Source organism: Amycolatopsis sp. NPDC026612 (assembly GCF_040638285.1).
Lineage (GTDB): Bacteria > Actinomycetota > Actinomycetes > Mycobacteriales > Pseudonocardiaceae > Amycolatopsis.
In genome coordinates this window covers 25,329-48,591 of the sequence record NZ_JBEZYB010000009.1, presented here as the reverse complement: position 1 = coordinate 48,591, position 23,263 = coordinate 25,329, and the positions used below count along the sequence as shown (strand labels likewise).

General features: G+C 72.3%; 21 protein-coding genes. 8 read left to right on the top strand and 13 right to left on the bottom strand.

The window, feature by feature from the left end:
- The first annotated feature begins 200 nt into the window (after positions 1-200).
- From AB0F15_RS12235 to AB0F15_RS12225, 3 genes are read left to right on the top strand one after another with little or no spacing between them, the layout of a single operon-like run.
- Entirely contained in the window at positions 201-782 is a 582-nt protein-coding gene (locus tag AB0F15_RS12235) for a TetR/AcrR family transcriptional regulator (RefSeq protein ID WP_360269245.1), read from the top strand.
- Positions 783-802: 20 nt separating this feature from the next.
- Positions 803-1,975, top strand: coding sequence for a Glu/Leu/Phe/Val dehydrogenase dimerization domain-containing protein (locus AB0F15_RS12230; RefSeq protein ID WP_360269243.1), 1,173 nt, complete (start codon positions 803-805; stop codon positions 1,973-1,975).
- A 43-nt stretch (positions 1,976-2,018) separates the two neighbouring features.
- Positions 2,019-3,047, top strand: coding sequence for an LLM class flavin-dependent oxidoreductase (locus AB0F15_RS12225; protein WP_360269242.1), 1,029 nt, complete (start codon positions 2,019-2,021; stop codon positions 3,045-3,047).
- On the opposite strand, the gene kstD is transcribed toward AB0F15_RS12225, so the two are convergent.
- Positions 3,044-4,774 carry a 3-oxosteroid 1-dehydrogenase gene (gene kstD / locus AB0F15_RS12220; RefSeq protein WP_360269240.1) on the bottom strand — a complete coding sequence of 577 codons (1,731 nt, stop codon included), beginning with the start codon at positions 4,772-4,774 and terminating at the stop codon, positions 3,044-3,046. The two genes, AB0F15_RS12225 and kstD, sit on opposite strands and share 4 nt — an antisense overlap.
- A gap of 277 nt (positions 4,775-5,051) precedes the next feature.
- Positions 5,052-6,242 carry a cytochrome P450 gene (locus AB0F15_RS12215; RefSeq protein WP_360269238.1) on the bottom strand — a complete coding sequence of 397 codons (1,191 nt, stop codon included), beginning with the start codon at positions 6,240-6,242 and terminating at the stop codon, positions 5,052-5,054.
- Between the two features lie 200 nt (positions 6,243-6,442).
- Here AB0F15_RS12215 and AB0F15_RS12210 point away from each other — a divergent pair, with 200 nt between their 5' ends.
- The gene (locus AB0F15_RS12210; protein ID WP_360269236.1) at positions 6,443-7,153 is read left to right on the top strand and encodes an SDR family NAD(P)-dependent oxidoreductase; all 711 of its coding nucleotides are present in this window, start codon (positions 6,443-6,445) and stop codon (positions 7,151-7,153) included.
- Here AB0F15_RS12210 and AB0F15_RS12205 read toward each other — a convergent pair.
- The gene (locus AB0F15_RS12205) at positions 7,150-8,430 is read right to left on the bottom strand and encodes a 6-phospho-beta-glucosidase (protein WP_360269234.1); all 1,281 of its coding nucleotides are present in this window, start codon (positions 8,428-8,430) and stop codon (positions 7,150-7,152) included. The genes AB0F15_RS12210 and AB0F15_RS12205 overlap by 4 nt on opposite strands.
- A gap of 178 nt (positions 8,431-8,608) precedes the next feature.
- Here AB0F15_RS12205 and AB0F15_RS12200 point away from each other — a divergent pair, with 178 nt between their 5' ends.
- The gene (locus AB0F15_RS12200; protein WP_360269232.1) at positions 8,609-9,652 is read left to right on the top strand and encodes a carbohydrate kinase family protein; all 1,044 of its coding nucleotides are present in this window, start codon (positions 8,609-8,611) and stop codon (positions 9,650-9,652) included.
- A 233-nt stretch (positions 9,653-9,885) separates the two neighbouring features.
- Here the strand turns inward: AB0F15_RS12200 and AB0F15_RS12195 are convergent, their stop codons facing one another.
- The gene (locus AB0F15_RS12195) at positions 9,886-11,946 is read right to left on the bottom strand and encodes a PQQ-dependent sugar dehydrogenase (RefSeq protein WP_360269230.1); all 2,061 of its coding nucleotides are present in this window, start codon (positions 11,944-11,946) and stop codon (positions 9,886-9,888) included.
- A 132-nt stretch (positions 11,947-12,078) separates the two neighbouring features.
- Positions 12,079-12,933, bottom strand: coding sequence for an alpha/beta hydrolase (locus AB0F15_RS12190; protein ID WP_360269228.1), 855 nt, complete (start codon positions 12,931-12,933; stop codon positions 12,079-12,081).
- Positions 12,934-13,037: 104 nt separating this feature from the next.
- Here AB0F15_RS12190 and AB0F15_RS12185 point away from each other — a divergent pair, with 104 nt between their 5' ends.
- Positions 13,038-13,604: a CGNR zinc finger domain-containing protein gene (locus AB0F15_RS12185; protein WP_360269226.1), complete on the top strand. Its 567-nt coding sequence runs from the start codon at positions 13,038-13,040 to the stop codon at positions 13,602-13,604.
- Between the two features lie 184 nt (positions 13,605-13,788).
- On the opposite strand, the gene AB0F15_RS12180 is transcribed toward AB0F15_RS12185, so the two are convergent.
- The 6 genes from AB0F15_RS12180 to AB0F15_RS12155 form a co-directional block, all read right to left on the bottom strand.
- Positions 13,789-13,920, bottom strand: coding sequence for a hypothetical protein (locus tag AB0F15_RS12180; protein ID WP_360269224.1), 132 nt, complete (start codon positions 13,918-13,920; stop codon positions 13,789-13,791).
- Positions 13,921-13,924: 4 nt separating this feature from the next.
- On the bottom strand, positions 13,925-14,680 hold the full coding sequence (locus AB0F15_RS12175) for an SDR family oxidoreductase (protein ID WP_360269222.1): 756 nt from the start codon (positions 14,678-14,680) through the stop codon (positions 13,925-13,927).
- 57 nt (positions 14,681-14,737) lie between these two features.
- Positions 14,738-15,574 carry a hypothetical protein gene (locus tag AB0F15_RS12170; protein WP_360269220.1) on the bottom strand — a complete coding sequence of 279 codons (837 nt, stop codon included), beginning with the start codon at positions 15,572-15,574 and terminating at the stop codon, positions 14,738-14,740.
- Between the two features lie 9 nt (positions 15,575-15,583).
- Complete coding sequence (gene aspS, locus AB0F15_RS12165; protein ID WP_360269218.1) at positions 15,584-16,801, bottom strand: aspartate--tRNA(Asn) ligase; 1,218 nt, start codon at positions 16,799-16,801, stop codon at positions 15,584-15,586.
- A 326-nt stretch (positions 16,802-17,127) separates the two neighbouring features.
- Positions 17,128-18,330, bottom strand: a complete 1,203-nt coding sequence (locus AB0F15_RS12160) for a cytochrome P450 (protein WP_360269216.1) — start codon at positions 18,328-18,330, stop codon at positions 17,128-17,130.
- A 97-nt stretch (positions 18,331-18,427) separates the two neighbouring features.
- Positions 18,428-19,156 carry an SDR family oxidoreductase gene (locus AB0F15_RS12155; protein WP_360269214.1) on the bottom strand — a complete coding sequence of 243 codons (729 nt, stop codon included), beginning with the start codon at positions 19,154-19,156 and terminating at the stop codon, positions 18,428-18,430.
- A 169-nt stretch (positions 19,157-19,325) separates the two neighbouring features.
- On the opposite strand from AB0F15_RS12155, the gene AB0F15_RS12150 reads away from it, so the two are divergent.
- Entirely contained in the window at positions 19,326-20,903 is a 1,578-nt protein-coding gene (locus tag AB0F15_RS12150; RefSeq protein WP_360269211.1) for a discoidin domain-containing protein, read from the top strand.
- Between the two features lie 77 nt (positions 20,904-20,980).
- Entirely contained in the window at positions 20,981-21,607 is a 627-nt protein-coding gene (locus AB0F15_RS12145; protein WP_360269208.1) for a class I SAM-dependent methyltransferase, read from the top strand.
- A gap of 78 nt (positions 21,608-21,685) precedes the next feature.
- On the opposite strand, the gene AB0F15_RS12140 is transcribed toward AB0F15_RS12145, so the two are convergent.
- Together AB0F15_RS12140 and AB0F15_RS12135 are read right to left on the bottom strand one after the other, a co-directional pair.
- On the bottom strand, positions 21,686-22,702 hold the full coding sequence (locus AB0F15_RS12140) for a S1 family peptidase (protein ID WP_360269205.1): 1,017 nt from the start codon (positions 22,700-22,702) through the stop codon (positions 21,686-21,688).
- Positions 22,703-22,853: 151 nt separating this feature from the next.
- A complete protein-coding gene (locus AB0F15_RS12135) occupies positions 22,854-23,150 on the bottom strand; it encodes a GNAT family N-acetyltransferase (RefSeq protein WP_360269202.1) in 297 nt (98 codons plus the stop codon).
- Between the last annotated feature and the right edge of the window lie 113 nt (positions 23,151-23,263).

Here is a 23,263-nt window from a genome sequence, read left to right as displayed (position 1 = left end):
GCCTCTGCACGCGAACCGCCGCGAAGCAGCCCGCGCACCCACCTGGGCGCGGCCGCTCGGGCGTGCGTCGAACGTTCCGAATGAGGCAATTCGCGGCACCAGCCCACCGGCGCCCGCCCACCATGCTGACTCTCCGCACAGGCCGAGGACCCCACATTCGGCGCATCCGCCGACCCCATACCACTCGGTACGGTGGCGGCATGATGCGCAAGGCGGTCGCGGTGCGGCGGGAGGAGATCGTGCTCGCCGCGCTCGGGCAGATCCGCGCCCGGGGGATCGCCGGGGTGCGGGCCGCCGACGTCGCCCGCTCACTCGACGTCAGCACCGCGCTGATCTTCTACCACTTCGGGACCCTCGAAACGCTCGTCATCGAGGCCTTCCGGCAGGCCGCGGAGAAGGAGCTCGCGAAACTGGGTGACGAGCTGGCGCGCGGCGGGCCGGCCGATGCCCGCCTCCGCGCGGTGCTGACCTTGTACGGGCCCGCGAAGCCGGACAGCTGGCAGCTGTGGATCGAAGCCGGAGCTGCGGCGATGCGCGACGCCGCCCTGCGGGCCGTGCTGCAGCGGCTGGACCTGCGGTGGCGCGACGCCGTCGTGGCGCTGATCGCGGAGGGTGTCGGGGCCGGGACGTTCCGGTGCCCCGATCCGCACGGCGCCGCGTGGCGGCTGACCGCGCTGCTCGACGGGCTCGCCGTGCAGGTCGTCGCCCGGCAGGGCACGGTCACCGCCGGGGACTGCGCCCGGTGGGTCGAGCAGGCGATGGCGTACGAGCTCGGCTATTGACCGGGCGATCAGGAGGGGCGATGACGGAACAGGGCTTGCTCGAAGTGGCGTGGACCGATCCGGTCACCGGGTGCCGCGGCTACCTGGTGATCGACCGGCTCGTCCGCGGCGTGGCCAGCGGGGGCCTGCGGATGCGCCGCGGCTGCTCGCTCTTCGAGGTCCGCGGCCTGGCCAGGGGCATGACGCTCAAGGAAGGCCTCAACTACGACCCCGACGGCCGGTACGTCCCGCTGGGCGGCGCCAAGGGCGGCATCGACTTCGACCCGTACGACGAGCGCGCCCGCGACGTCGTCGCCCGCTATCTACGCGCCATGCGGCCGCTGATCGAGCAGTACTGGACCATGAGCGAGGACCTGGGCCTGCGGCAGGACGTCATCGACGGCGTGCTCGCCGAAATCGGGCTGCTCAGCCCGGTGCAGGCGGTCTACCCGCTGCTCGAAGACCGGGAGGCGGCGACCACCAGGCTGGCGGCGGCGTTCCGGATCGAGGTCGGCGGGCTGGGGCTCGACGAGCTGGTCGGCGGCCTCGGGGTCGCGCAGGCCACGCTGACCGGGCTCGAGCTGCTGGGCCTCGCGAACCAGCCGAACCGGGTCGTGCTGCAGGGCTTCGGCGCGATGGGCGGCGCCACCGCCCGGTTCCTCGCCGACGCCGGGCTGCGCGTGGTCGGCGTCTCGGACGTCCGCGGGGTCGTCGCCAACCCGGACGGCCTCGACGTCGAAAACCTGCTGCGGCACCGCGATCGCTTCGGCGGGATCGACCGCGACAACCTCAAGCCCGGCGACGAGCTCCTGCCGCCGGAAGCGTGGCTGGACGTGCCGGCCGAGGTCCTGGTGCCCGCGGCCATCTCCTACTGCGTCGACGCCGACAACCAGGCCAAGATCGGCGCGAAGCTCATCGTCGAGGCCGCGAACCTGCCGGTCACCCCGGACGCCGAAGAGCTCCTCGACGCCCGCGGCATCCGGGTGGTGCCGGACTTCGTCGCCAACTCGGCGACCAACTCCTGGTGGTGGTGGACGCTGTTCGGCGACGTCGGCGCGGACGCCGAGGAAGCCTTCGGCAAGGTCCGCGCCCGGATGCGCACCCTGGTGACCAGCATGTTCGAGGTCGCCACCCTGGACGGGCTGAGTCTCCGTGCCGCCGCGCTGCAGCTCTCGGAGAAGAACCTCGAGGCCATCCAGGCCCGCTTCGGCTGAGCGCCGGGGGAACGAATCCGCTCCACAAGTAGTTGAGCGTTGTATGAAACTCGGCATCTACAGCTTCGGCGACCGCGCGCCGGACCCGCGGACCAGCGAGCAGCCCACCGTCGCCCGGACGCTGGCCAACACCCTGGAGCGGATCAAGCTCGCCGACGAGCTGGGCCTCGGCTTCTACGGCCTCGGCGAGCACCACCTCGACCAGTACGCGATCTCCAGCCCGGGCACCGTGCTGGCCGCGGCGGCGAGCGTCACCCGGCAGATCACGCTGAGCTCCGCCGTCACGGTGCTGAGCACCGAGGACCCGGTCCGCGTCTACCAGCAGTTCACCACGCTCGACCAGCTCAGCCACGGCCGCGCCGAGCTGCTCGCCGGCCGCGGGTCGTTCACCGAGTCGTTCCCGCTGTTCGGCAACGACCTCGGCGACTACGACGAGCTCTTCGAGGAGAAACTCGCGCTGCTCCTGCGCATCGACCGCGAGGACCCGCTGACCTGGTCCGGCAGGTTCCGGCCACCGCTGGAGAACGCGCGGATCCTGCCCCGGCCGTACGGCGAGCGTCTGCGCATCTCGATCGGCACCGGCGGCAACCCCGAGTCGTCGATCCGCGCCGGGCTGCTCGGCATGCCGGTGGTGTACGCGGTGATCGGCGGACAGCCCGAGCGCTTCGCCCCGCTCGTCGACCTCTACCGCCAGGCCGGCGAGGCCGGTGAGCAGGACCCCGCGGACCTGCACGTCACCATGAGCGCGATCGGCTTCATCGCCGAGAAGTCCCAGGACGCCAAGGAAACGTTCTACCCGTACTGGCTCGAGACGATGAAGTACGGCGCCCGCGCCCGCGGCTGGGCGGTGCCGACCCGCGCGGAGTACGACGAACACACCCGCGGCGCGCAGGCGTTGTTCGTCGGCAGCCCCCAGGAGATCGCCGAACGCCTGATCGCGGTCGGCAAGCTCACCGGCGCGGACCGCTACGCGATGCAGATGGACTGGTCCGGCGTGCCGCACGCCGAGGTCATGCGGGCGATCGAACTCCTCGGCACCGAAGTGCTTCCGTTGGTGGAAAAGGAGTTCTAGACGTCGTTCGCGGCGATGTAGCCGAACGTCATCGCCGGGCCGATGGTCGACCCCGCGCCGGCGTAGCTGTGCCCCATCACCGCCGCGCTCGCGTTGCCGGCCGCGTACAGACCGGGGATCACGGAGCCGTCCGGGCGGAGCACCCGCGCCCGGGCGTCCGTGCGCATGCCGCCCTTCGTGCCGAGGTCGCCGGGGACGAGCCGCAGCGCGTAGTACGGCGCCGCCCACAGCGGCGCGAGGCAGGAGTTCGGCGTCACCGACGGGTCCGTGTAGTAGTGGTCGTACGCGCTCGCGCCGCGCCGGAACTCGGGGTCGGTACCGGAGCGGGCGAACCCGTTGAAGCGGTCCACAGTGGACTTCAAGGCGGCGGACGGGACGCCGATCTTCGCGCCGAGGTCCTGGATCGTCGACGCCTTGAAGACCGCGCCGGCGGCGTACCAGGCGTCCGGGAACGGCAGCAGCGGCGCGATGTCGCGGAACAGGTACCGGTTGCGGTAGTTCTGGTCGACGATCAGCCACGCCGGGATGTCCGGTGCCGACGGGTTCTTGTCGTACATGGTGTGCACGACGTCGCTGTAGGGCCCCGCTTCGTTGACGAACCGCTGCCCGGCCTGGTTCACGATGAGCCCGCCGGGCAGGGTCCGCTCGGCCAGGCAGAAGTACGGGTCGCCCGGCGTCGGGATGGCCGGGCCCCACCAGGCGTCGTCCATCAGGTCGAGGGCGGCGCCGGCGCGCTGCCCGGCGCGGTGGCCGTCGCCGGTGTTCTCCTTCGCGCCGACCGTCCAGTCGGTGCCGATCGGCTGCCGCTGGTACTGCGCGCGCATCGCCGCGTTGTGCTCGAACCCTCCCGAGCCGACGATCACGCCGCGGCGGGCCCGCACGAGCCCCTGCGGGGTCACGACGCCGGTGACCGCGCCGTTTTCGACGTTCAGGTCGACGAGCGGGGTGTTCAGCAACACCGGGACACCGGCCCGTTGCAGGCCGACGCGCAGGCCGGCGGCGAGCGACTGCCCCATGGTGAGCGGCTTCTGCCCGGCCAGCGCGGCGGCCGTGCCGCGGGCGAGGCATCCGGCGGCGACCGCGGTGCCCTTGGCGTTCACCAAGGCGAGGTTCAGCCACTTGTAGTCGGCGCTGAACACGACGAGCCCGGGCGGCGTGGCGAGGTAGGGCGGGTTCAGGTTCGCCAGCTCGGCGCCCAGCAGGTTCCCGTCGAACTGGTCCGGCTCGATCGACCGGCCGTTCGGCAGCCCGCCCGGGAGCTCCGGGTAGTAGTCGCTGTAGCCCTCCATGAAGCGGAACCGCAGCGGGCTGTTCGCCAGGACGAACGAGATCATCGCCGGGCCGTTGCGCAGGAACGCCTCCTGTCGCGCGGCCGGGACGTCCGGGCCGACGACGGCGGCGAGGTACTGCGCGGCCTTCGCGGGCGTGTCCGGCACCCCGGCGGCGAGCAGGACCTGGTTGTTGGGGATCCAGATGCCGGCGCCGGACCGGGCCGCGGAGCCGCCGAACGTCGGTGCCTTCTCGAGCACGACGACGCTCAGCCCGCGCTTGGCCGCCGTCAGCGCCGCGGTCATGCCCGCCGCACCGGAGCCCACCACGACGACGTCGTACTCCCCCAGCGGCGCCGCGGCGCTCGCGGACGGGGCCGCGAACCCGGACGTCACGGCGAAGCCGACGCCCGCGGCACTGCCGCGCAGGAGCTGGCGGCGGGTCAGGTCGGCATCCATGGCGCACTCCTCGCTCGCGGAACGACGAGGGCCATGATTTCGGCACCAGCCATAAACTGGAACAGGTTCTACCCAGTTGGAGCAGTCGCGGCCCGCTCCGCTCGGCCGGTGGCGCCAACCGGCGGCGGCATTCGGCGCAGGTGCGCGGTCGCGCCGGGCCGCCACGCCGGCCACCCGGGCCGACGCCCGATGCACCGGCCACCGGGACCCGGGCCGCCCGATCACCGGCACCTTCGCCGCCAGCGTCCCACGGGCCGGAGCGCGGATCACCCGCAGCTCAAGCCGTCCAGGTCACCGGCACCGCCTCGGGCCCGCGCACCGACAGCGGCGGCCGCCAGGCGATCGTTTCCGGCGCCACGGCCAGCGCCAGCCCCGGCACCCGGTCCAGCAGCGCCCGCAGGGCGATCTCGCCCTCCAACCGGGCCAGCGCCGCACCGAGGCAGAAGTGGATGCCGTGCCCGAAGCCGAGCTGTGGGACGCCCTTGCGGCGGACGTTGAACTCGGTCGCCGCCGGGAACACGTTCTCGTCGCGGTTCGCGGCGCCGACGTGCGCCAGCACCGCCTCCCCGCGGCGCACCAGCACCCCGCCCAGCTCGATGTCTTCCAGCGCCACGCGCAGCAAGGAGGAGTCGACCGGGCCGTCGTAGCGCATGATCTCTTCGACCGCGCCCGGCATCAGCGCGGGATCGGCGCGCAACGCCGCCAGCTGCTCCGGGTGCCGGCACAGCAGGACGACACCGCACGCGATCAGGCTGACCGTCGTCTCGTGCCCGGCGAGCAGCAACTGCGTGGCGAGGTCGATCAGCTCGGGTTCGGTGAGCCGGTCGCCGTCCTCGTCGCGCGCGTGCACGAGCGCGCTCAGGAAGTCCTCGGCGGGGTGCGCGCGCTTCGCTGCCACCAGGGCGGCCATGTCCTCGGCGCCGTCACGCCGCGCCTGCTCGACGTCGGCGGGCGCGTGCTGCATCGGCGTCACGATCACCCGCGACCACTGCCGGAACCGCTCGCGGCCGGCGAACGGGACGCCGAGCAGTTCGCACATGACGGCGGTCGGCAGCGGGAAGGCGAACTCCTCGACCAGGTCCGCCGGCGGGCCGTGCGCGACCAGCGCCCGCAGGAGCTCGTCGGCGAGCTCCTGGATCCGGGGCCGCAGCGCGGCGATCCGCCGGACGGTGAACGCCTGCGCCGACAGCCGCCGCAGGCGCGTGTGGTCGGGCGGGTCCATGTTGAGGATGCTGTGCTCGCCGGTCGAGAAGTCGCCCGGCTCGATGACGCACGGCGCGCCCGGGTACAGCAGGTGGCGGCTGAACCGCGGATCGGAGAAGACCGTGCGGACGTCGTCGTAACGCGTCACCAGCCAGCCTTCGTGCCCGCTCGGGAACGCGATCCGGGACATCGGCGGGTGACCGGCGTAGAGGGCCCCCAACGGGACGGCGGGATGGTCCTTCGCGGCGGGATAGGCAGCGGTCATGCCGCCGATGATGGGCGCGGTTCCCGGCACCACGGAAGGCGTGCGCCCGCGGGAAACCCGTCCGGACGCCGGAAACCGCCCGGACGGCCGCACCGCCGGGTCTGCGTTCGTCTCTTATGGACAGTCGAGGGTCAAGTTGACGCCATCCTCATCTTACGGCTAAGTTGAGATTAGTCTCAAGTTCTCTCGAGGAGGTTCCCTTGCCGAAAGTGCTCGCCGTCCTGGGTGTCGGTCCTGGTCTCGGCCTGTCCATCGCCCGCCGCTTCGGCGGCGAAGGCTTTACGACGGCGCTGGTTTCCCGCACCGACGCCCGGCACGCGGACTACCGCGCGTCCCTCGCCGGCATCAACGCGCTCACGTACACGGCCGATGTGACCGACGAAGCCCAGCTCCGCGACGTTCTCGTCCGCATCACCGCCGATGCGGGCCAGATCGACACGGTGTACTTCGGGCCGGCCGATGCCACGGCCGGTCCGGGCATCACGCCCCTCACCGAAGCCGCCGCCGGCACCCTGCGCGCGTCGTTCGATTCCCTCGTGCTCCCGGCGGCGAGACTCGTCGGAACCGTGCTGCCGGTCATGCTGGAGCGCGGTTCGGGTTCCCTGCTCTTCGCCGGCGGCCTGAGCGGCAAGTACCCGATGCCGATGCTGGGGAGCCTGGCCCCGGCGTCGGCGGCCCTGCGCATGTACGTGCTGACGCTGCACGCCGCCCTGCGGGAAAAAGGCGTCCACGCCGGGCTTCTGACCATCGGCGGTCTCGTCGAGCGTGGCGACATCCACCGCGTGTTCACCGCGCAGGACCACGGCTTCCCGGTGGGGACGCTCGACCCGGACGACATCGCCGACCGGGCGTGGTCGCTGTACACCGAGCGGGACGCCGAAGCGGAGTTCACCGCGATGGCCGCCGTCTAAGCGAGGGAGGCGAGTTCCGGGTGGGCGGCGGCGTAGCCGTCGAGCAGCCGCCGCGCGACCGACACCGAGTCGACCAGCGGGTGCAGCGCGAACGCGCGCAGCGCCGCCTCCCGCGAACCCGTCGTCGCCGCTTCGATCGTCGCCCGTTCGACGGCCTTGATCGCCGTCACCAGGCCCAGTGCGTGGTCCGGCAGTGGCGCGGCGGCGATCGGGCGGGCGCCGGTCGCGTCGACGGCGCACGGCACCTCGACGACCGCGTCGCCCGGCACGCCCGGGAGCGCGGACCCGTTGCGGACGTTGAGGATCAACGTCGTGCGCTCGCCGTGCGCGAGGCCACGCATCAAGGCCAGCGCGACCTTCTCGTAGCCGCCGCCCTCGAGATCGTCCCGCTCCCCTTCGCGTGTCTCGGCCATGTAGGTCGCTTCGCGCTCCAGGCGCGTGCGTTCCCACGACGCCAGCGAAGGTTTCGCGTAGAAGCCGCGTTGCTGCTCCAGCAGGAACGCCCCCCGCGAATCCGAACCGGCGGCTTCGCGGGCGAAGTAGTAGTAGTGCAGGTATTCGTTCGGCAGCGCGCCGAGCGCGCGCAGCCAGTCCACGCCGAAGAGCCTGCCCTCCTCGAACGATTCGCACGCGGCCGGATCGGCGAGCAGCCGCGGCAGGACGTCTTCGCCGCCGACGCGGACCGCGCGGAGCCAGCCCAGGTGGTTGAGCCCCGCGTAGTCGAACCGCGCCGTCGCCGGGTCGATCCCGAGGGCGCGGGCGACGCGGCGGCACAACCCCACCGGCGAGTCGCAGATGCCGATCACCCGGCCGCCGAGGTGCGCGGCCATCGCCTCGGTGACCAGCCCGGCGGGGTTGGTGAAGTTGATGACCCACGCGCGGGGCGCCAGCTCGCCGATCACCCGCGCGAGGCGGACCGCGACCGGGACCGTCCGCAGCCCGTAGGCGATCCCACCCGCACCGACCGTTTCCTGGCCCAGCACGCCTTCCGCCTGCGCGATCCGCTCGTCCAGCCGTCGGCCGTGCAGGCCGCCGACCCGGATGGCCGAGAACACGAAGTCCACATCGGACACCGCGTCGGCCAGGTCGGTGGTCGTGCGCACCCGCGGTGCGGCCGCCGCCCCGGCGGCCTGCTCGGCGAGGACGCGGTCGATCGCGGCGAGGCGGCCGGCGTCGACGTCGTGCAGGACGAGCTCGGTGACCCCGCCGCCGGCCAGGAGCGCCCCGTGCACCAGCGGCACGCGGAACCCGCCGCCGCCGATGATGGCCAGCCTCATCGCGGGACTCCCGCTGCCGGTTGACGGCCGGCCGCCTGCCGTCGGAGCTCGTGCCGCATCCGGCGACCATAGCAGCGGAAATCGCGCAATCCGTGGCCGAAGGCTGGCAGCTCTTGCGATTCGCACGCCGCTGACGCAGGCTCGGGCCACCCGTTGCGCGACCGGAATGGAGGCGCCCGTGCCGGCCGAGCCCGCGCCCGACATCGATGTCTTCCTGTCCGGCCTGTTGTTCTTCGACCTGGTCTTCACCGGGCTCGAACACCCGCCGTCACCGGGCACGGAGGTGTGGACGGGCGGCATGGGCTCGGGCCCGGGCGGGATCGCGAACTTCGCGGTCGCGCTGAGCCGCCTCGGCCTGCGGACCTCGCTGGCGGCCGCGTTCGGCACCGACGTCTACGGGCGCTACTGCTGGGACGTGCTGACCCGGCAGGAGCACATCGACCTGTCCCGGTCGCGGCAGTTCCCGGAGTGGCACTCCCCGGTGACGGTGTCGCTGGCCTACGCCGGCGACCGCGCGATGGTCACCCACGGCCACCCACCACCCGTCCCGGTCGCGGAACTCGCCGGGTCCCCGCCGCCGAGCCGGGCGACGGTGGCCCACATCGGCCTCGACACGGCCGAGTGGGTGCACACCGCGCACCAGTCGGGCAGCCTCGTGTTCGCCGACGTCGGCTGGGACCCGTCCGAGGCCTGGTCGCCCGCGCTGCTTGAGCAGCTGGCGTGCTGTCACGCGTTCCTGCCGAACGACGTCGAAGCGATGCGCTACACCCGCACGGACACCCCCGAAGCGGCGCTGGCCCGGCTCGCCGACCTGGTCCCGATCGCGGTGATCACCCGCGGCAGCGAGGGCGTGCTGGCGGTGGACGGCACGACCGGCGAGACGGCGGCGGTCCCGGCGCTCCCGGTGGACGTCCTCGACGCCACGGGCGCGGGCGACGTGTTCGGTGCCGGTTTCGTGGCCGCGACGCTGACGGGCTGGCCCCTGGTGGAGCGCCTCCGGTTCGCCTGCCTCACGGCGAGCCTGTCGGTCCAGCACTTCGGCGGCGCGCTGGCCGCACCGGGCTGGCACGAGATCGCCCAGTGGCACGCGCGGACCCGGAGCCCGGAGTACGCGTTCTTGGCCGACGTCCTGCCGGACCTGTCCGAAACGGTCGACCGCACGCCCCGGCGCGGGCCCGTGACGCTCGGCTTCGGCACCGACGCCGAGACCCGCTGGCGGTAGCCGGCCCGCCGGCGCGGGACGTTCCGGACATCCCGCACCGACCGCCCGGCCCGCCGCCCGCCGGCGCGGATCCGTGCCACGATGAGTGAGAAGAACCGGCCGAAGGAGGTCCGAGTGTCCGAGTGGGACGGCATCGGCCTGCCGCCACCGGTCGCGCGGACGGCTGAGCCGGCCGGGAAGGCCACCTCGCGGAAGCCGACGTTCCGCAAGGTGGCCGTCCCGGCCATTCGGGCCTACCCCACGGAAACCCGCAGGATCTGGTTGTGGCTGTTGTGCGGGACGCCGTCCTTGTCGCCGTCCACGCTGGTGGCCAGCCACAAGTGCCCGTCCGGAGCCGGCTCCACCGTGCGCAGCCTGCCGTACGTTCCGGTGAAGAACGCCTGGACGTTCGTCAGCGCGTCACCACTGAGCACCGCGCGGTAGAGCCGCGTCCCCCGTTCGCACGCCACGTACAGCGCGTCGTGAACGATCGCGATGCCGCTGCACGAACCCTGCGCCACCGGGTACGTCTGCTTCGGCGCGACGGATCCGCCGCACGAACCCGACGTGCCTTCGCACGAAGGCCAGCCGTAGTTGCCGCCCTTCACGACCAGGTTCGTCTCGTCCATGACGTTGTTGCCGAACTCCTGCTCCCACAACCTGCCCTGCGCGTCGAACGCCAGGCCCTGGACGTTGCGGTGCCCGTAGCTCCACACGGCGTTGCCGAACGGGTTGTCCGCCGGGATCGAGCCGTCCGGGTTGATCCGCAGCACCTTTCCGTTGGGGCTGCTGGTGTTCGGCGCGTTGGCGCTGTTCTGCGCGTCGCCCGTGCCCGCGAACAGGTACCGGCCGTCCGGGCTGAACCGCAGGCGGCCGCCGTTGTGGTACTTGTTGCGCGCGATGCCCGTCAGCAGGACCTGCTCGGTGCTCGTGACCAGGGAGTCGCCGGCCGGGTCGTACTGGATCCGCACGATCCGGTTGTCAGCGGCCGAGGTGTGCATGAGGTAGAGCCAGTGGTCGGTGGCGAACGACGCCGGGTTGATCTCCAGCCCCAGCAAGCCGCCTTCGCCGTCGGTGTTCTGGACGTCCGGCACGGTGCCGATCGTCTTCTTCGCCCCGGTCGCCGGATCCAGGTGGATGATGTCGTGCGCGTCGCGCTGGTTGTAGAGGATCGTGCCGTCCGGCAGGGTGACCAGGCCCCACACGACGTCGTCGTCGGTGGCGACCTGCGTGGCGCCGCAGACGCCCTGGGACGGCGAGCAGCCCGACCCGCCGGTGGTGGTGACGTCCAGGACCGGCGTGCTCGGCTCGCCGAGGTTGCCGTTCCGGTCGACGGCCCGCACCTGCAGGTGGTACGCGGTGTCCGGGGTCAGCCCGCCGAGCGTGGTGCTCGCCGTGTCGGACGTCCCGATCTGCGTGCCCGAGTCGTAGATCCGGTACCCGGTGACGCCGGTGTCGTCGGTCGCCGCCGTCCACGCGAGACCGATCGACGTGCTGTTGACCGCGGTGGTGTGCACGTCCGACGGCGTGGACGGCGGCGTGTGGTCGTCGGACGGCGGCGTCTTCACGGACAGGGTGCCGCTGGCCTGCGACACGTTCCCGGCCGCGTCGCGCGCGTTGACGTAGAAGCCGTAACTGCCGTTCGGGCCGAGGTTGCCGCAGGTCGCCGTCAGCGCGCCGGTCGTGCTCGCGCAGAGCTGGCCGTCGCGGTAGACGTCGTAACCGGTGACGCCGACGTCATCGGTCGCCGCGGTCCACGAGATGGTCGCGCTGGCCGAGGTGACCTCGACGAGTGACGGCGTGCCGGGCGGCGACGGCGGCTCGACGTCCCCGGCCGAGCCGTAGACGCCGAATTCCTGCAGCGAGTAGCCCTTCGACGCGTCGGTGCGGCAGCGTTTCGTGCCGTACACCCGCACGTAGCGGCCGGTGCCGTCGAGGGAGGTCAGGTCCTCGACGCCGCCCTTCCCCGCGGTCGTCGCGTAGATCTTCGTCCACGTGAGGTGGTCGGCGGACGTGTCGATTTCGTAGGCCGTGGCGCAGGAAGCGTCCCACTGCACCCGGACGCGGCTGACCCGCACCGCCGCGCCGAGGTCGACGTAAATCCACTGTGGATCGACGCCGGCCGCGCTGGCCCAGCGGGTGCCCGAATTTCCGTCGACCGCGTTCGCCGCCGGGCAGCACCCGCCCGACGACGAGACCGTCACGGGCTTTCCCTGCGACAGCAAGGGATCGGCGGCCTGCGCCGGCCCCGCCGCGGTCATCGTTGCGGCGGCGAGCGCAAGCGCGATCGCCCCCACCCGAATCCGTCTGCTCATTCCGTCCTCCATACTTGATGATGACGGCGGAGCGCTCCCGGATCGGCCTGTTGCCAGGCGACCTCGGGAAAACCCTACGAGCGGACCGTCCGGAAGGTCAACCGGCATCCCGCTCAACGGACCGAAGCGCACTCAGCTCGGCAGCACCCGTCCGAGGAAACCCCTGATGTACCCGGCGATGGCGTCCAGGTGCGTCTCCAGCGCGAAGTGCCCCGAATCGAGCAGGTGGATCTCGGCGTCCGGCAGGTCACGGGCGTAGGCGCGGGCGCCGTCGGCGACGAAGATTTCGTCGTTGCCGCCCCAGACGGCCAGCAGCGGGACCCGGCTGGTCCGGAAGTACTCGTGGAACTCGGGGTACAGGCCGATGTTGTGGTGGTAGTCGGCGAGGAGAGCCTGCTGGATCGCGGCGGCGCCGGGCCGGTCCAGCAGCGCCTGGTCGTGGATCCAGACGTCCGGGCTGACCAGCGACGGATCGGGCACGCCGTCGAGGTACTGCGCCTTGGTGGCCTCGAGGGTGACCATGGCGCGCAGGTCATCCTCGGTCAGGGTGCCGGCGGCCAGCTTCTGCGGCAGCCCGGCACCCAGGCCCTCGACGTAGGCGTTGCCGTTCTGCGTGACGATCGCGGTGACCCGCCCGGGATTCGCGGCCGCGATGCGCAGGCCCACCGGCGCACCGAAGTCCTGGATGTAGAGCGCGAAGCGGTCGAGGCCGATCTCGTCGAGCAGGCCGAGCGTGAGTTCGGCGAGCGCGTCGAAGGTGTAGGTGAACTCGCCGGCCGGCGGCGCGTCGGACGCGCCCGCGCCCAGGTGGTCCGGCGCGACGACGTGGTAGCGGTCGGCGAGCGCCGGGATGAGGTGCCGGAACATGTGCGAGCTCGTCGGGAACCCGTGGAGCAGCACGATCGTGGGTGCGTCGGCGGGACCGGCCTCCCGGTAGAAGAGCCGGTGCCCGGCGACGGTGGCGTAGCGGTGATGCACGGTGACCATAGGATGTTCTCCTCACGTCTCATGGATACTTTTTCATTTATCCATGAGACGCGCTAAGCTGTCAACGGATCGGGGAAACCGGCTGACGGACTCGGGAGGCGAACGTGGTCACTGCGGCACCCGGCGAGGAGCTCTCGCCCGCGCTGGCGCTGGTCAACACCCGGCGGCTGACGGCGGGCGGCCCGGTCGACGACCTGGTCTCGCCCGGCGAGGCGACGTCATGGCTGCGGCAGCACGACCTCGCCGCAACCGTCCCCGGCGAGGACGAGCTGAGCCGCCTGACGGACCTGCGCACCGCGGTCCGCGAACTGCTGGCCGCACTGGCGAACGGCCGCGCACCGGACACCGCCGCGGTGGACAAGGTGAACCGGGCCGCCCGCGCCGACGCAGCCGCACCCCAGCTCACCTGGCGCGACGGGCCGTCAAGGGAGTGGCACAGCACCCGCCAGGGCACGATCGACGCGGCGGTGGCGGCCCTGGCCCGCGACGCGATCAACGTGGTGAGCGGCGACCTCGCCCCGCTGGTCCGCCCGTGCGAGGCCCACGGCTGCATCCGCTACTTCCTGCGCGAGCACGCCCGCCGCCGCTGGTGTTCGACCACCTGCGGCGACCGTGTCCGCGCGGCCCGCCACCAGCGTTTGGTGGTGGAGCAGCGCGAGACATCCCTGTGAGGGGCTGCGATGTGGCGCCTTGATGTGGCGTTCGGCGGGGTGGTCCGGGCCGCCGGCGCTGGGCGTGGCCGAGCTGGGCTGGGGCCGCGCCAGGCTTAGCCGCGCCGCGCCGAGTCGGCCCGAGTCGGGCCGGGCCGAGCCGCGCCGAACGGGGCTGGGCCAGCCGGGCCTGGCCTGGCCGGCCTTAGTCGGGCTGGGCCAGCCGGGCGTGCCGGGTCCGGCCGGCCCGGCCCAGCCGAGCCGAGCCGAGCCGAGCCGAGCCGAGCCGAGCCGAGCCGAGCCGAGCCGAGCCGAGCCTGGGAACCTTGGCGGTCACCGCGCTAATCGACCAGGGCGCCGCAGCTGATGTTGACCGTGGCGGCCGTCATCGTCCGCGCCCGGTCGGAGGCGACGAACGCCGCCACCTCGCCGATGTCGGCGAGCGTGGCCGCGCGGCCGAGCATCGTCTTGCCCGCGATGTTCTCCTCGAGCTCCGCCCGGCCCGGGAAGTCCGCCGGGAGCGTCTCGGGGATGCCGCCCGTCCGGAACGTCACCGTGCGGATTCCGTGCGGACCCAGCTCGGCGGCGAGCTGGCGGCGCATCGCCTCGAGCGCGTGGAACGCCACCTGCAGCCCGCCGACGGCGAACTCGCGCACGGGCTCGGCCGCGCCCCCGAAGAACAGGATCACCCCGGACCGCTGCCCGATCATGTGCCTAGCCGCCGCGCGGGCGGTCAGGAACTGGGTGCGCACGGCGGTCACCACCGGGCGTTCGTAGTCCGCGAGCGCCATGTCCACCAGCGGTGTGCCCTGGACGTCGCCGTGGCCGATGAGGTTGAACGAGACGTCGATCCCGCCCTCGGCGGCGACCGCGGCGGCGTGCTCGTCCACCGCCCGCTCGTCCAGGGCGTCGACCTCCGCCGTCTCGGCCTGGCCGCCGGCCGCGCGGAGGTGGGCGGCGACCGCCTCCAGGCGTCCGTGCGTGCGGCCGGCGAGGAACACCCGCGCACCTTCCTCGGCGAAGGCGGTGGCGACGGCCGTGCCGATCCGTCCGGCGCCGCCGTAGATGATCGCGTTCTTGCCGGTGAGCAACGTCATGAAGTCCTCCCATGGGTCACCCCTGCGTCGAACGGGCGCCCCCGGATTCGACAGGACTCAGGGCCGCGGCACGCCCATCGGGTTCGGCACCGGGACCACCCCGCTGTCGATCACCGCCCGGCTCAGCGGCACCGCCAGCTCCAGCAGCCGCTCCAGGTCGTCGCCCAGTTCCGCCACCGGGGCCGCCGCCAAGCGGTCGGTGTCCGCTTCGATCCGGCGGCGCAGCTCGCGTCCCCCCTCGGTCAGGCGGCCGGCCGCGTCGAGGGTTCCGCGGGCCCGCAACCGGTCCACCGCCGCGTCCCACTGCTCGTCCGACCAGCCGCGGTGGGGCTGGACGTCCGCGCGGCCGACCACTCCGTCACCGATGTGGGTGAGCGTGGTCTCCAAGCCGCTCAACCCGGCGTGCACCGCCGCCAGGACGTGGCCGTCGCCGCGGTGCTCGCGCAGGATCGTCGCCGCCAGCCACAGCCGGGACAGCGGGTCCGCCGGCTCCGGGACCGCCGCCCACGCCGCCGCCAGGGGCCGGCCGTCGAAGGCGCACGCGCCGGCCGCCCGCCACAGCAGCCCGGCCAGTTCCGAAGCCTCGCCCGCGACCGGACCCAACGCCGACGACACCGCCGCCAGCCGGGATTCGACGACCGCCGCGGGCGAGGCGAACGCCCACGCGTCCGGCAACGCCCGCGCCACCATCGCCGGCGCGAACCCGAACAGCACCGCCGCCGCCGGTTCCGGGCCGATCGGGCCCAAGGGCGCCAGCCGGCCCGCGAAGTACCCCATCCAGTAGCCGCGCAAGCCGGCCGCCTTCGCCGCTTCGGCCGTCTGGGGCGCGAAGTAGACGACGGCGTGCAACGGTTCCACGGCCGCCCAGAGCCGGCGTGCGGTCGATACCTCCACAAACGCTCCTCACGGGGTCAGCCGGTGCAGGTCGCGCGGGAACAGCGTGACCTCCCGGACGTTCGCGACGCCGAGCAGCCGCGCCGTCCAGCGTTCCAGACCGATGGCGAAGCCGCCGTGGGGCGGCATGCCGTGCGCGAACGGCTGCAAGTAGCCGGCGTACTCGGGCGCGGCTTCGCCCAGGACGGCGAGGTAGTCGGCGTGCCGGTGCAGGCGCTGGCCGCCCGTCACCAGCTCGAGCCCGCGGAAGAGCAGGTCGAAGCTGTTCGAGTAGCCCGGCCGGGCCGGGTCCGGGTGCGTGTAGAACGGCCGTTTCGCCATCGGGTAGCCGGTCACGAACAGGAACTCCGACCCGTGCTCGCGCCGCGCCCACTCCGACAGCGCCCGCTCGTGGGCGGGGGCGAGGTCGGGCTCGTCCGCCGGGACGCCGAGGAGGTCCAGCGCCGCGGCGAAGTGGATCTCCGGGATCTCGGCGGGGACGGTGACCAGCGCCGGGTCCGCCATCCCGGCCAGCACTTCCCGCAGGACGGCCATGACGTCGCGGTGGTCCCGGATGAACCCCAGTTCGACGTCCAGGCTGGTGTACTGCGCGAGGTGGCGGGCGGTGTCGTGCGGCTCGGCGCGGAAGACCGGGCCGACCTCGTAGACGCGCTCGAACACGCCGGTCAGCGCCTGCTTGAAGAACTGCGGCGACTGCGCGAGGTAGGCGGGGCGGCCGAAGTAGTCGATGCCGAACACGTTCGCGCCCGACTCGGTCGCCGACGCCACGATCTTCGGCGTGTGCACCTCGGTGAACCCCATACCGTCCAAAGTGGACCTGAAGCCGCGCACGGCGGCCGCGGACACGGCGAAGCGCTCCTTCAGCGAAGGATGCCGCAACGCCACCGGAGCGTGGTCGAGGATCGTCGGCAGCGAAGCCGTGACCGCGGGCCGGAAGAGGTCGAACGGCGGGGCCAGGACGGCCTCCCCCAGTGTCGTCAGTACCGGCTCGGTCAGCTCGACACCGCCGGGCGCGCGCGGGTTCGCCGTCACGGTCGCGTGCACCTCCACCACGGTTTCCTCCGGTGGCGCGGCCCCGTGCAGCACGACTTGCGCGAGCCCGGAGCGGTCCCGGACCACGACGAACGTGACGGACTTCAGCCGGCGACGGCGGTGCACCCAGCCGGCGACGCGGACGCGGGCGCCGACGTACCGGGGCAGGTCGGCGGCCAGAACGCGAGAACTCATCACCCTCCCAAACGGATCCCTCGGGAGTGCGGGCGATCAGGGACATCGCGGTGCCACCGCACTTTCACCGCCGGTGAAGGCGGCCTCGTCGCGGCCCGGTGACGGGGGCCGGCCGGCGGGGCATCGGGCGCGGACGCCGTTCCTCCCCGCACTCCGGAGGGTCTTCGCCGCCGGGCACGGGACCGCCTTCCCAGCTGCCGGCGGCTCTCTGGACCCGTGCGCTCCCGGGACTACTCGTCTCCATCAGCGCGTTGCCCGCCACCGTAGCCGCCCGGCCGCGAAGACGCCCCCCATTTCCCGGGGCAAGCACAGTCGGGTCGGCGCAGTCAGTCCCAGGCGACCGGCAGCTCGCGCAGGCCGTACACCAGCGTGTTGTGCTTGTACGCCAACGTCTCCCGCGGTACCGCCAGCCGCAGGCCGGGCACCCGGCGGAACAACCCCGTCAACGCCTCCTGCAGCTCCACGCGCGCCAGCTGCTGGCCGATGCACTGGTGCGCGCCGAACCCGAAGGCCACGTGGGTGCGCGGGTGCTCGCGGCCGAAGTCCAGTTCGTCCGCGCCCGGGAACACCTCCTCGTCGCGGTTCGCCGAGTTCACCGCCGCCACCAGCCACTCCCCCGCGCGAACGTCCCGTGACCCGACCCGGACGTCCGAGGTGGCGTACCGCAGCACGCCGAACTGGACGACCGACAGGTACCGCAGCAGTTCCTCCACCGCCCGCTCCGGCGCGGCGAGCACCACGTCACGCTGCCCGGGGTGCTCCAGCAGCACGAGCGTGCTCAGCGCGATCATGTTGGCCGTCGTCTCGTGGCCGGCCACCAGCAGGCTGAGCCCGAGCACGACGAGCTCCTCCATCGTGAGCGGGTCGGCGTCGGCACCAGCCGAAATCAGCCTGCTGAACAGGTCGTTCTGCGGATTCCGCTGCTTCTCGGTGAACAACCCGGCCAGATAGCCCGAAAGCGCGTCGTACGCCTGCTCGCCTTCCTCACGCGTCGCATCGGTGCTGACCAACGTCGTGCTCTGCCGCTGGAAGCGCGAACGGTCCTCGTACGGGACGCCGAGCAGCTCGCAGATCACCAGTGACGGGATCGGCAACGCGAAGTCCTGCACCAGATCCGCCCGGCCGGGCCGCGCGAGCAGCGCGTCGAGGTGACGCTCCACCAGCTCTTGGATGTAGCCGCGCAGCGCTTCCACCCGCCGCACGGTGAACTCGGCGAGCACCTTCTTCCGCAGCCGGGCGTGCGCGGCGCCGTCCAGCTGGATGATCGAGCCGGGACTGACCTCCTCGTCGAGGTCGGCGTTCGGGTTGACGTGCACCGAAGACGCGCCGCGTGAGCTCATCGTCCGGTCGGCGAGCACCGCGCGGACGTCGGCGTAGCGCGTCACCAGCCAGGCGTCCATGCCCGCCGGGCACCGCACCTTCGACGTGGGTGCGGTGTCCCGGAGGGTGGCGTAGTCGCCGGGTGGGTCGAGCGGGCAGCCGGCCTGGCGGGTCGTCGGGAGGGCCGGGGTTGCGGGTGCGGCCGTCACGGCGGATCACCTCTCTCTTCCGGTGGTACGGACACTTCCACCATGGAGAGGACCGCGGCCGCTGTGGGACGGCCGCCCCACTTGCGACCCGGATGGCCTAGCGAGCGCCGTACGCGCCGCCGTTCACGTGCACGACCTGGCCGGTGACGTGCCCGGCTTCCGGCGCGGCGAGGAACCGCACGGTGTCGGCGATTTCCTCCGGACGGCCGGCCCGCTGGTTGAACGCCAGGGAGACCCGGGAGTTCAGCCATTCGCCGGTGAGCGTGCCGTGGAAGAACTCCGTGTCGAGGACGACGCCCGGCGCCACGACGTTGGCGGTTCCGCCGGCGCCCAGCTGCCGCGCGAGGTCGGTGTTCCACGCCTCGATCGCCGCCTTCGCCGCGCCGTACGAGCCTGAGCCCTGCTTCGCCGCGATGGAGCCGAGTGTCACAACGCGCACGTTGTCCGCGAAGCGCGGCTTCAGCGCCGCGGTGACGAGCACGGCGGAGAGCACGTTGGCCTCGAAGTTCGCCTGCCACGCGTCGGCGAGGCCCTGCAGGTCGCCGGGTGCGGGTGCCTCCCGCACCCGGTCGGTGTTGCCACCGGCGTTGTTGACCAGGACGTCCACCCGCTCGGGCAGCTCCGCCAGCGCCGCCCGCACGGCCGCCGGGTCGCTCGCGTCGAAGGCCACCGCCCGCGCGCCGATCTTCTCCGCCGCCGCCTCGAGGACGTCCTTGCGCCGCCCGGTGACGGTCACCCGCTCGCCCGCCGCCGCGAACCGGGCGGCGATCGCCAGCCCGATGCCGGTGCCGCCCCCGGTGACCACGATTTCCCGCTGTTCGCTCATGCCGTCATCTTGGCCCAGGAAAGCGCTTACCTGCGGCGATTTCCCGGCGAGCGGGACACGAAACCCCGTTTGTTAGGGAACTTTACGAACAGGTCTTGACGCCCGGCCGGAGCCCGGCGAACCTGGACCCACGCCGCAGTCATCGTCCACCCAGTTCCCCGGAGGCAGCATGACCCGGCGCGTGCTCGTGCTCGTCGTGACCCTGTTCCTCGCCTTGACCGCCGCACTCGCCGGTGGACCCACGGCGAGCGCGGCCACCACCCAGCCCACCTTCCTCACCTTCTACGGCTGGTGGGACAACACCCCGCCGGGCGGTGACATCTCCTACCCGCAGCTCCACGGCACCGCGGGCGGCAAGGGCACCTACGCCGACCCGATCACCTTCGCCACCAGCAGCGACGAGCTCAAGCCCGGCACCAAGGTCTGGGTGCCGCGGGTGCAGAAGTACTTCGTCATGGAGGACGGCTGCGACGAGTGTTCCGACGACTGGAACAGCCAGGGCCCGAACGGCGGCCCCGGCCTGCGCCACATCGACCTCTGGCTCGGCGGCAAGGGCGGCAGCGCCTTCGACGCGATCGACTGCGAAGACGCGCTCACGCACTACAACCCCGACAACACGCCGGTCATGGAGCCGGTCGTCGTCGACCCGCCGTCGAACGAGCCATACGACGCCACGCCGATCTTCGACACGAGCACCGGGAAGTGCTGGGGCGGCGCGCGGCCGAACACGACGGTCGGCCAGTACCGCAACACCTCCACCGGCACCTGCCTGGAAGCCCCGGGCAGCGGCACCACGCTGAAGGTGGCGGCCTGCACCGGAAGTGCCGCGCAGCGGTTCACCTTCCACGGCGCCTTCCTCGTGATCGACGACAAGTGCGCGGGCATCTCCGGCAGCTCGATCGTGCTGCAGACCTGCACCGGCGGGCCGGCCCAGCAGTGGTCGATCAACCCGGACGGCACCATCTCGGACATCCAGTCCAGCAGCAAGTGCTTCCGCGCGTCGGGCACCACGCTCACCGCGGGCAGCTGCTCCGGCACCGCCGCCCGCTGGACGTTCACCCCGGCCGGCGCGTCCGGCCTCAGCGTGACGCCTTCGTCGGTGTCGGTGGCGCCAGGCGCTTCGGCGACGGCCACCGTGACGGCCACCGACGCCGTCACGCTGTCCGCGACCGGCGCCCCCGCGGGCGTGAGCGTGTCCTTCTCCCCCACGTCGGTGCCCGCCGGCGGGACCTCGGCCGTCACCGTCACCGCGGCCGCCACGGCCGCCCCCGGCTCGGCGACGATCACCCTCACCGGCGGGACGAAGACGGTTTCGCTGGGCGTCACGGTGACCGCAGGCGGCGGCTCGGAAACACTGCTGTCCCAGGGCAAGACCGCGACGGCGTCGTCCACGGAATCGTCGGCCTACCCCGCGGGCGCGGCCTTCGACGGCAACCTGACGAGCACGCGCTGGGCGTCGAAGGAAGGGTCCGCTCCGGAGTGGCTGCGCGTCGACCTCGGCGCCGCGAAACCGGTCTCGCGCGTCAAGCTGAGCTGGGAAGCCGCGTACGGGAAGGGGTACAGCATCCAGACGTCCGCCGACGGCACGACGTGGACGACGATCTACACCACCACGACGGGCAACGGCGGCACGGACGACCTGACCGGGCTGACCGGCACCGGCCGGTACGTGCGGATGAACGGCGTCACGCGGGGGACGTCCTACGGCTACTCGCTGTACGAGATGCAGGTGTACGGCCCCGCCTGAGTTGCCGAACCGGCAACGAAGTTTGCCTTCCTGGGGACGTCCTCCGCATGCTCGGGGGACGTCACCGAGGAGGACCCATGCCGCACGCGCACGACGAGCCCATGACCGTCGAGAACATGCTCAAACAGGACTTCTGGGAAGCGCTCTACCAGCGTGACAACCAGATCTGGAGCGGGAACGTCAACGTCAACCTGCGCACCGAGGTCGAGGGGCTGAAACCCGGGCGCGCCCTCGACCTCGGCTGCGGCGAGGGCGGCGACGCGATCTGGCTCGCGAAGCAGGGCTGGACGGTCGACGGCGCCGACATCTCGACCGTCGCGCTCGCCCGGGCCGAAGCCGCGGGGCGGGAGGCCGCCGTGGACGTCCGGTGGCTGCACCGCGACATCCTGACCTGGCAGCCCGAGGACACGTACGACCTGATTTCCGCGCAGTACATGCACCTCCCGCCGGACCTGCGCCGCGACGTCTTCACGGCGGCCGCGGCGGCGATCCGGCCCGGCGGCACGCTGCTGGTCGTCGGGCACTCGTCCAAGGCCATGCGGCAGTTCGACGGCCAGAAGCCACCGGAGGAGCTCTTCTTCGAGCCCGAGGAGATCACCACCTACCTCGGCGACCCGTGGTCGTGGGTGGTCGAAACGTGCGAAACGCGCGGCGAGGGCCACCACACCGACGCCGTCTACCGCGCGAGGCGGCTCAAGCCATAGAAAGCGGCACTTTCACGTGAAAGTGCCGCTTTGGGATGCAAAGCGTAGCTTTCACGTGAAAGTGCCGCTGTCTGCGGCTCAGGCGAGCTCGAGGCCGTAGGCCTGCAGCTCGAGGGTGAGCGGGTAGAAGTAGCTGGTCTGGGTGTCGCCGCCGGACAGCGTGCCCAGGCCCTTCGAGCCGTCGTACGCCGGGCCGCCGGAGTCGCCGTGGTCGGTGTGCGCGGTGGTCCCGAACTCGTGGTTGAGCACGCCGACGTCGAAGTTGACCGACTCGTCGACCGAGGTCACCTCGCCGCTGCCGCCGCCGGTGGTCGAGCCCTGCTTCTGCATCTGCTCGCCCACCGTCGGCGTCGCCGCGGCGGTGATCGGCTGGCCGGTGTTGATCTGGCCCGGCCCGGTGCCGTTCGGGCGGGTCAGCAGGCCGGAGTCGGCGCCGGGGCAGTCGCTTTCGACGACCTGCGCGCCGGAGACGTCGCCGCCGGACCAGGTGCCGCCGAGGTTCGTGCAGTGGCCCGCGGTGAGCAGGAACGGCGAGCCGCCGCGGGTCACGTTGAAGCCGAGCGAGCAGCGGCCCTGGCTGTTCTGGATCGCGTCGCCGTCCTTGAGGTAGAGCTCCAGCTTGCCGGTGCGGTGCTCGACGCGGACGCTGTCGCCGTACTTCGCGGCGGCCGCGGAGACCTTGTCCGCGGCCTCCTTGCCGGCCGCGTCGTAGACCTTCACGACGACCTGGTTGGTCTTCGTGTCGATGCCCCACGCGGTCTGCGGCACGTTCTTCACCGCGTCCAGCTGGTTCTTGACGCTCGTGAGCGCGGCGAAGGTGTGCTTGACCTTCTTCGCGGTGAAGCCGGCGGCCTGCACCTGCCGCACCGCGGCGTCGTCGACGACGTTCACGACGGCCTTGCCGTTGTCGAGGTAGACGCCGCCCGACGCGGCGCCCAGCGCGTCCGCCACCTGGGTGGCACCGGTGATGGCGCGGGCCTGCAGTTCCGCGAAGGCCAGGGGGGACGCGGTGGCCGCCGAGGGGCAAACACCGCTGGTCAGCGCGGCGGCCGACAAGACGGCGAAGGTCCTGAGGACGGTCTTCCGGGGAGTCATCAACTTCCTCCAGGTGGGGCGTTCGAAGCCGGTGCCGATACTTTCGTTGCCCGGCAACCAACGCACTACCGACGAAGGTTGGTTAATAACCAAGGGATCCGGACATACCTCTCAGATCACCCGGACGGCCCAGTGGGGTGTGGCTTCCGGCCTACTCGCGCGGCCAGCGGACGTGGTCCTCGTACCCCGGGTTCTTCTTCAGGTACCGGGCGATGAACGGGCAGACCGGCACGATCGTCCGGCCGTGGGCGACGGCGTCGTCGAGCGCGCCCCCGGCGAGCACCTTGCCCAGGCCCTGTCCCGAGAAGGCGTCGTCGATCTCGGTGTGGGTGAACACCGTGAGGCCGCCACGCAGGTCGTACGCGGCGATGCCCGCCAGCTTCTCCCCCGCCCATAACTCGTAGCGGCTCTCGTCCGGGTTGTCGACCACCCGGTTGTCGTCGGTCATCGGTTTCTCCTCGGTCGGGTACTCCACCATCGTGCGACGGCCGCTCGCCGCCTGCTGACCGGGCCGGGTCCCCCGCTGGGCCGCCCGGGGGACGTGCCCGGCCCGTTCGTGTG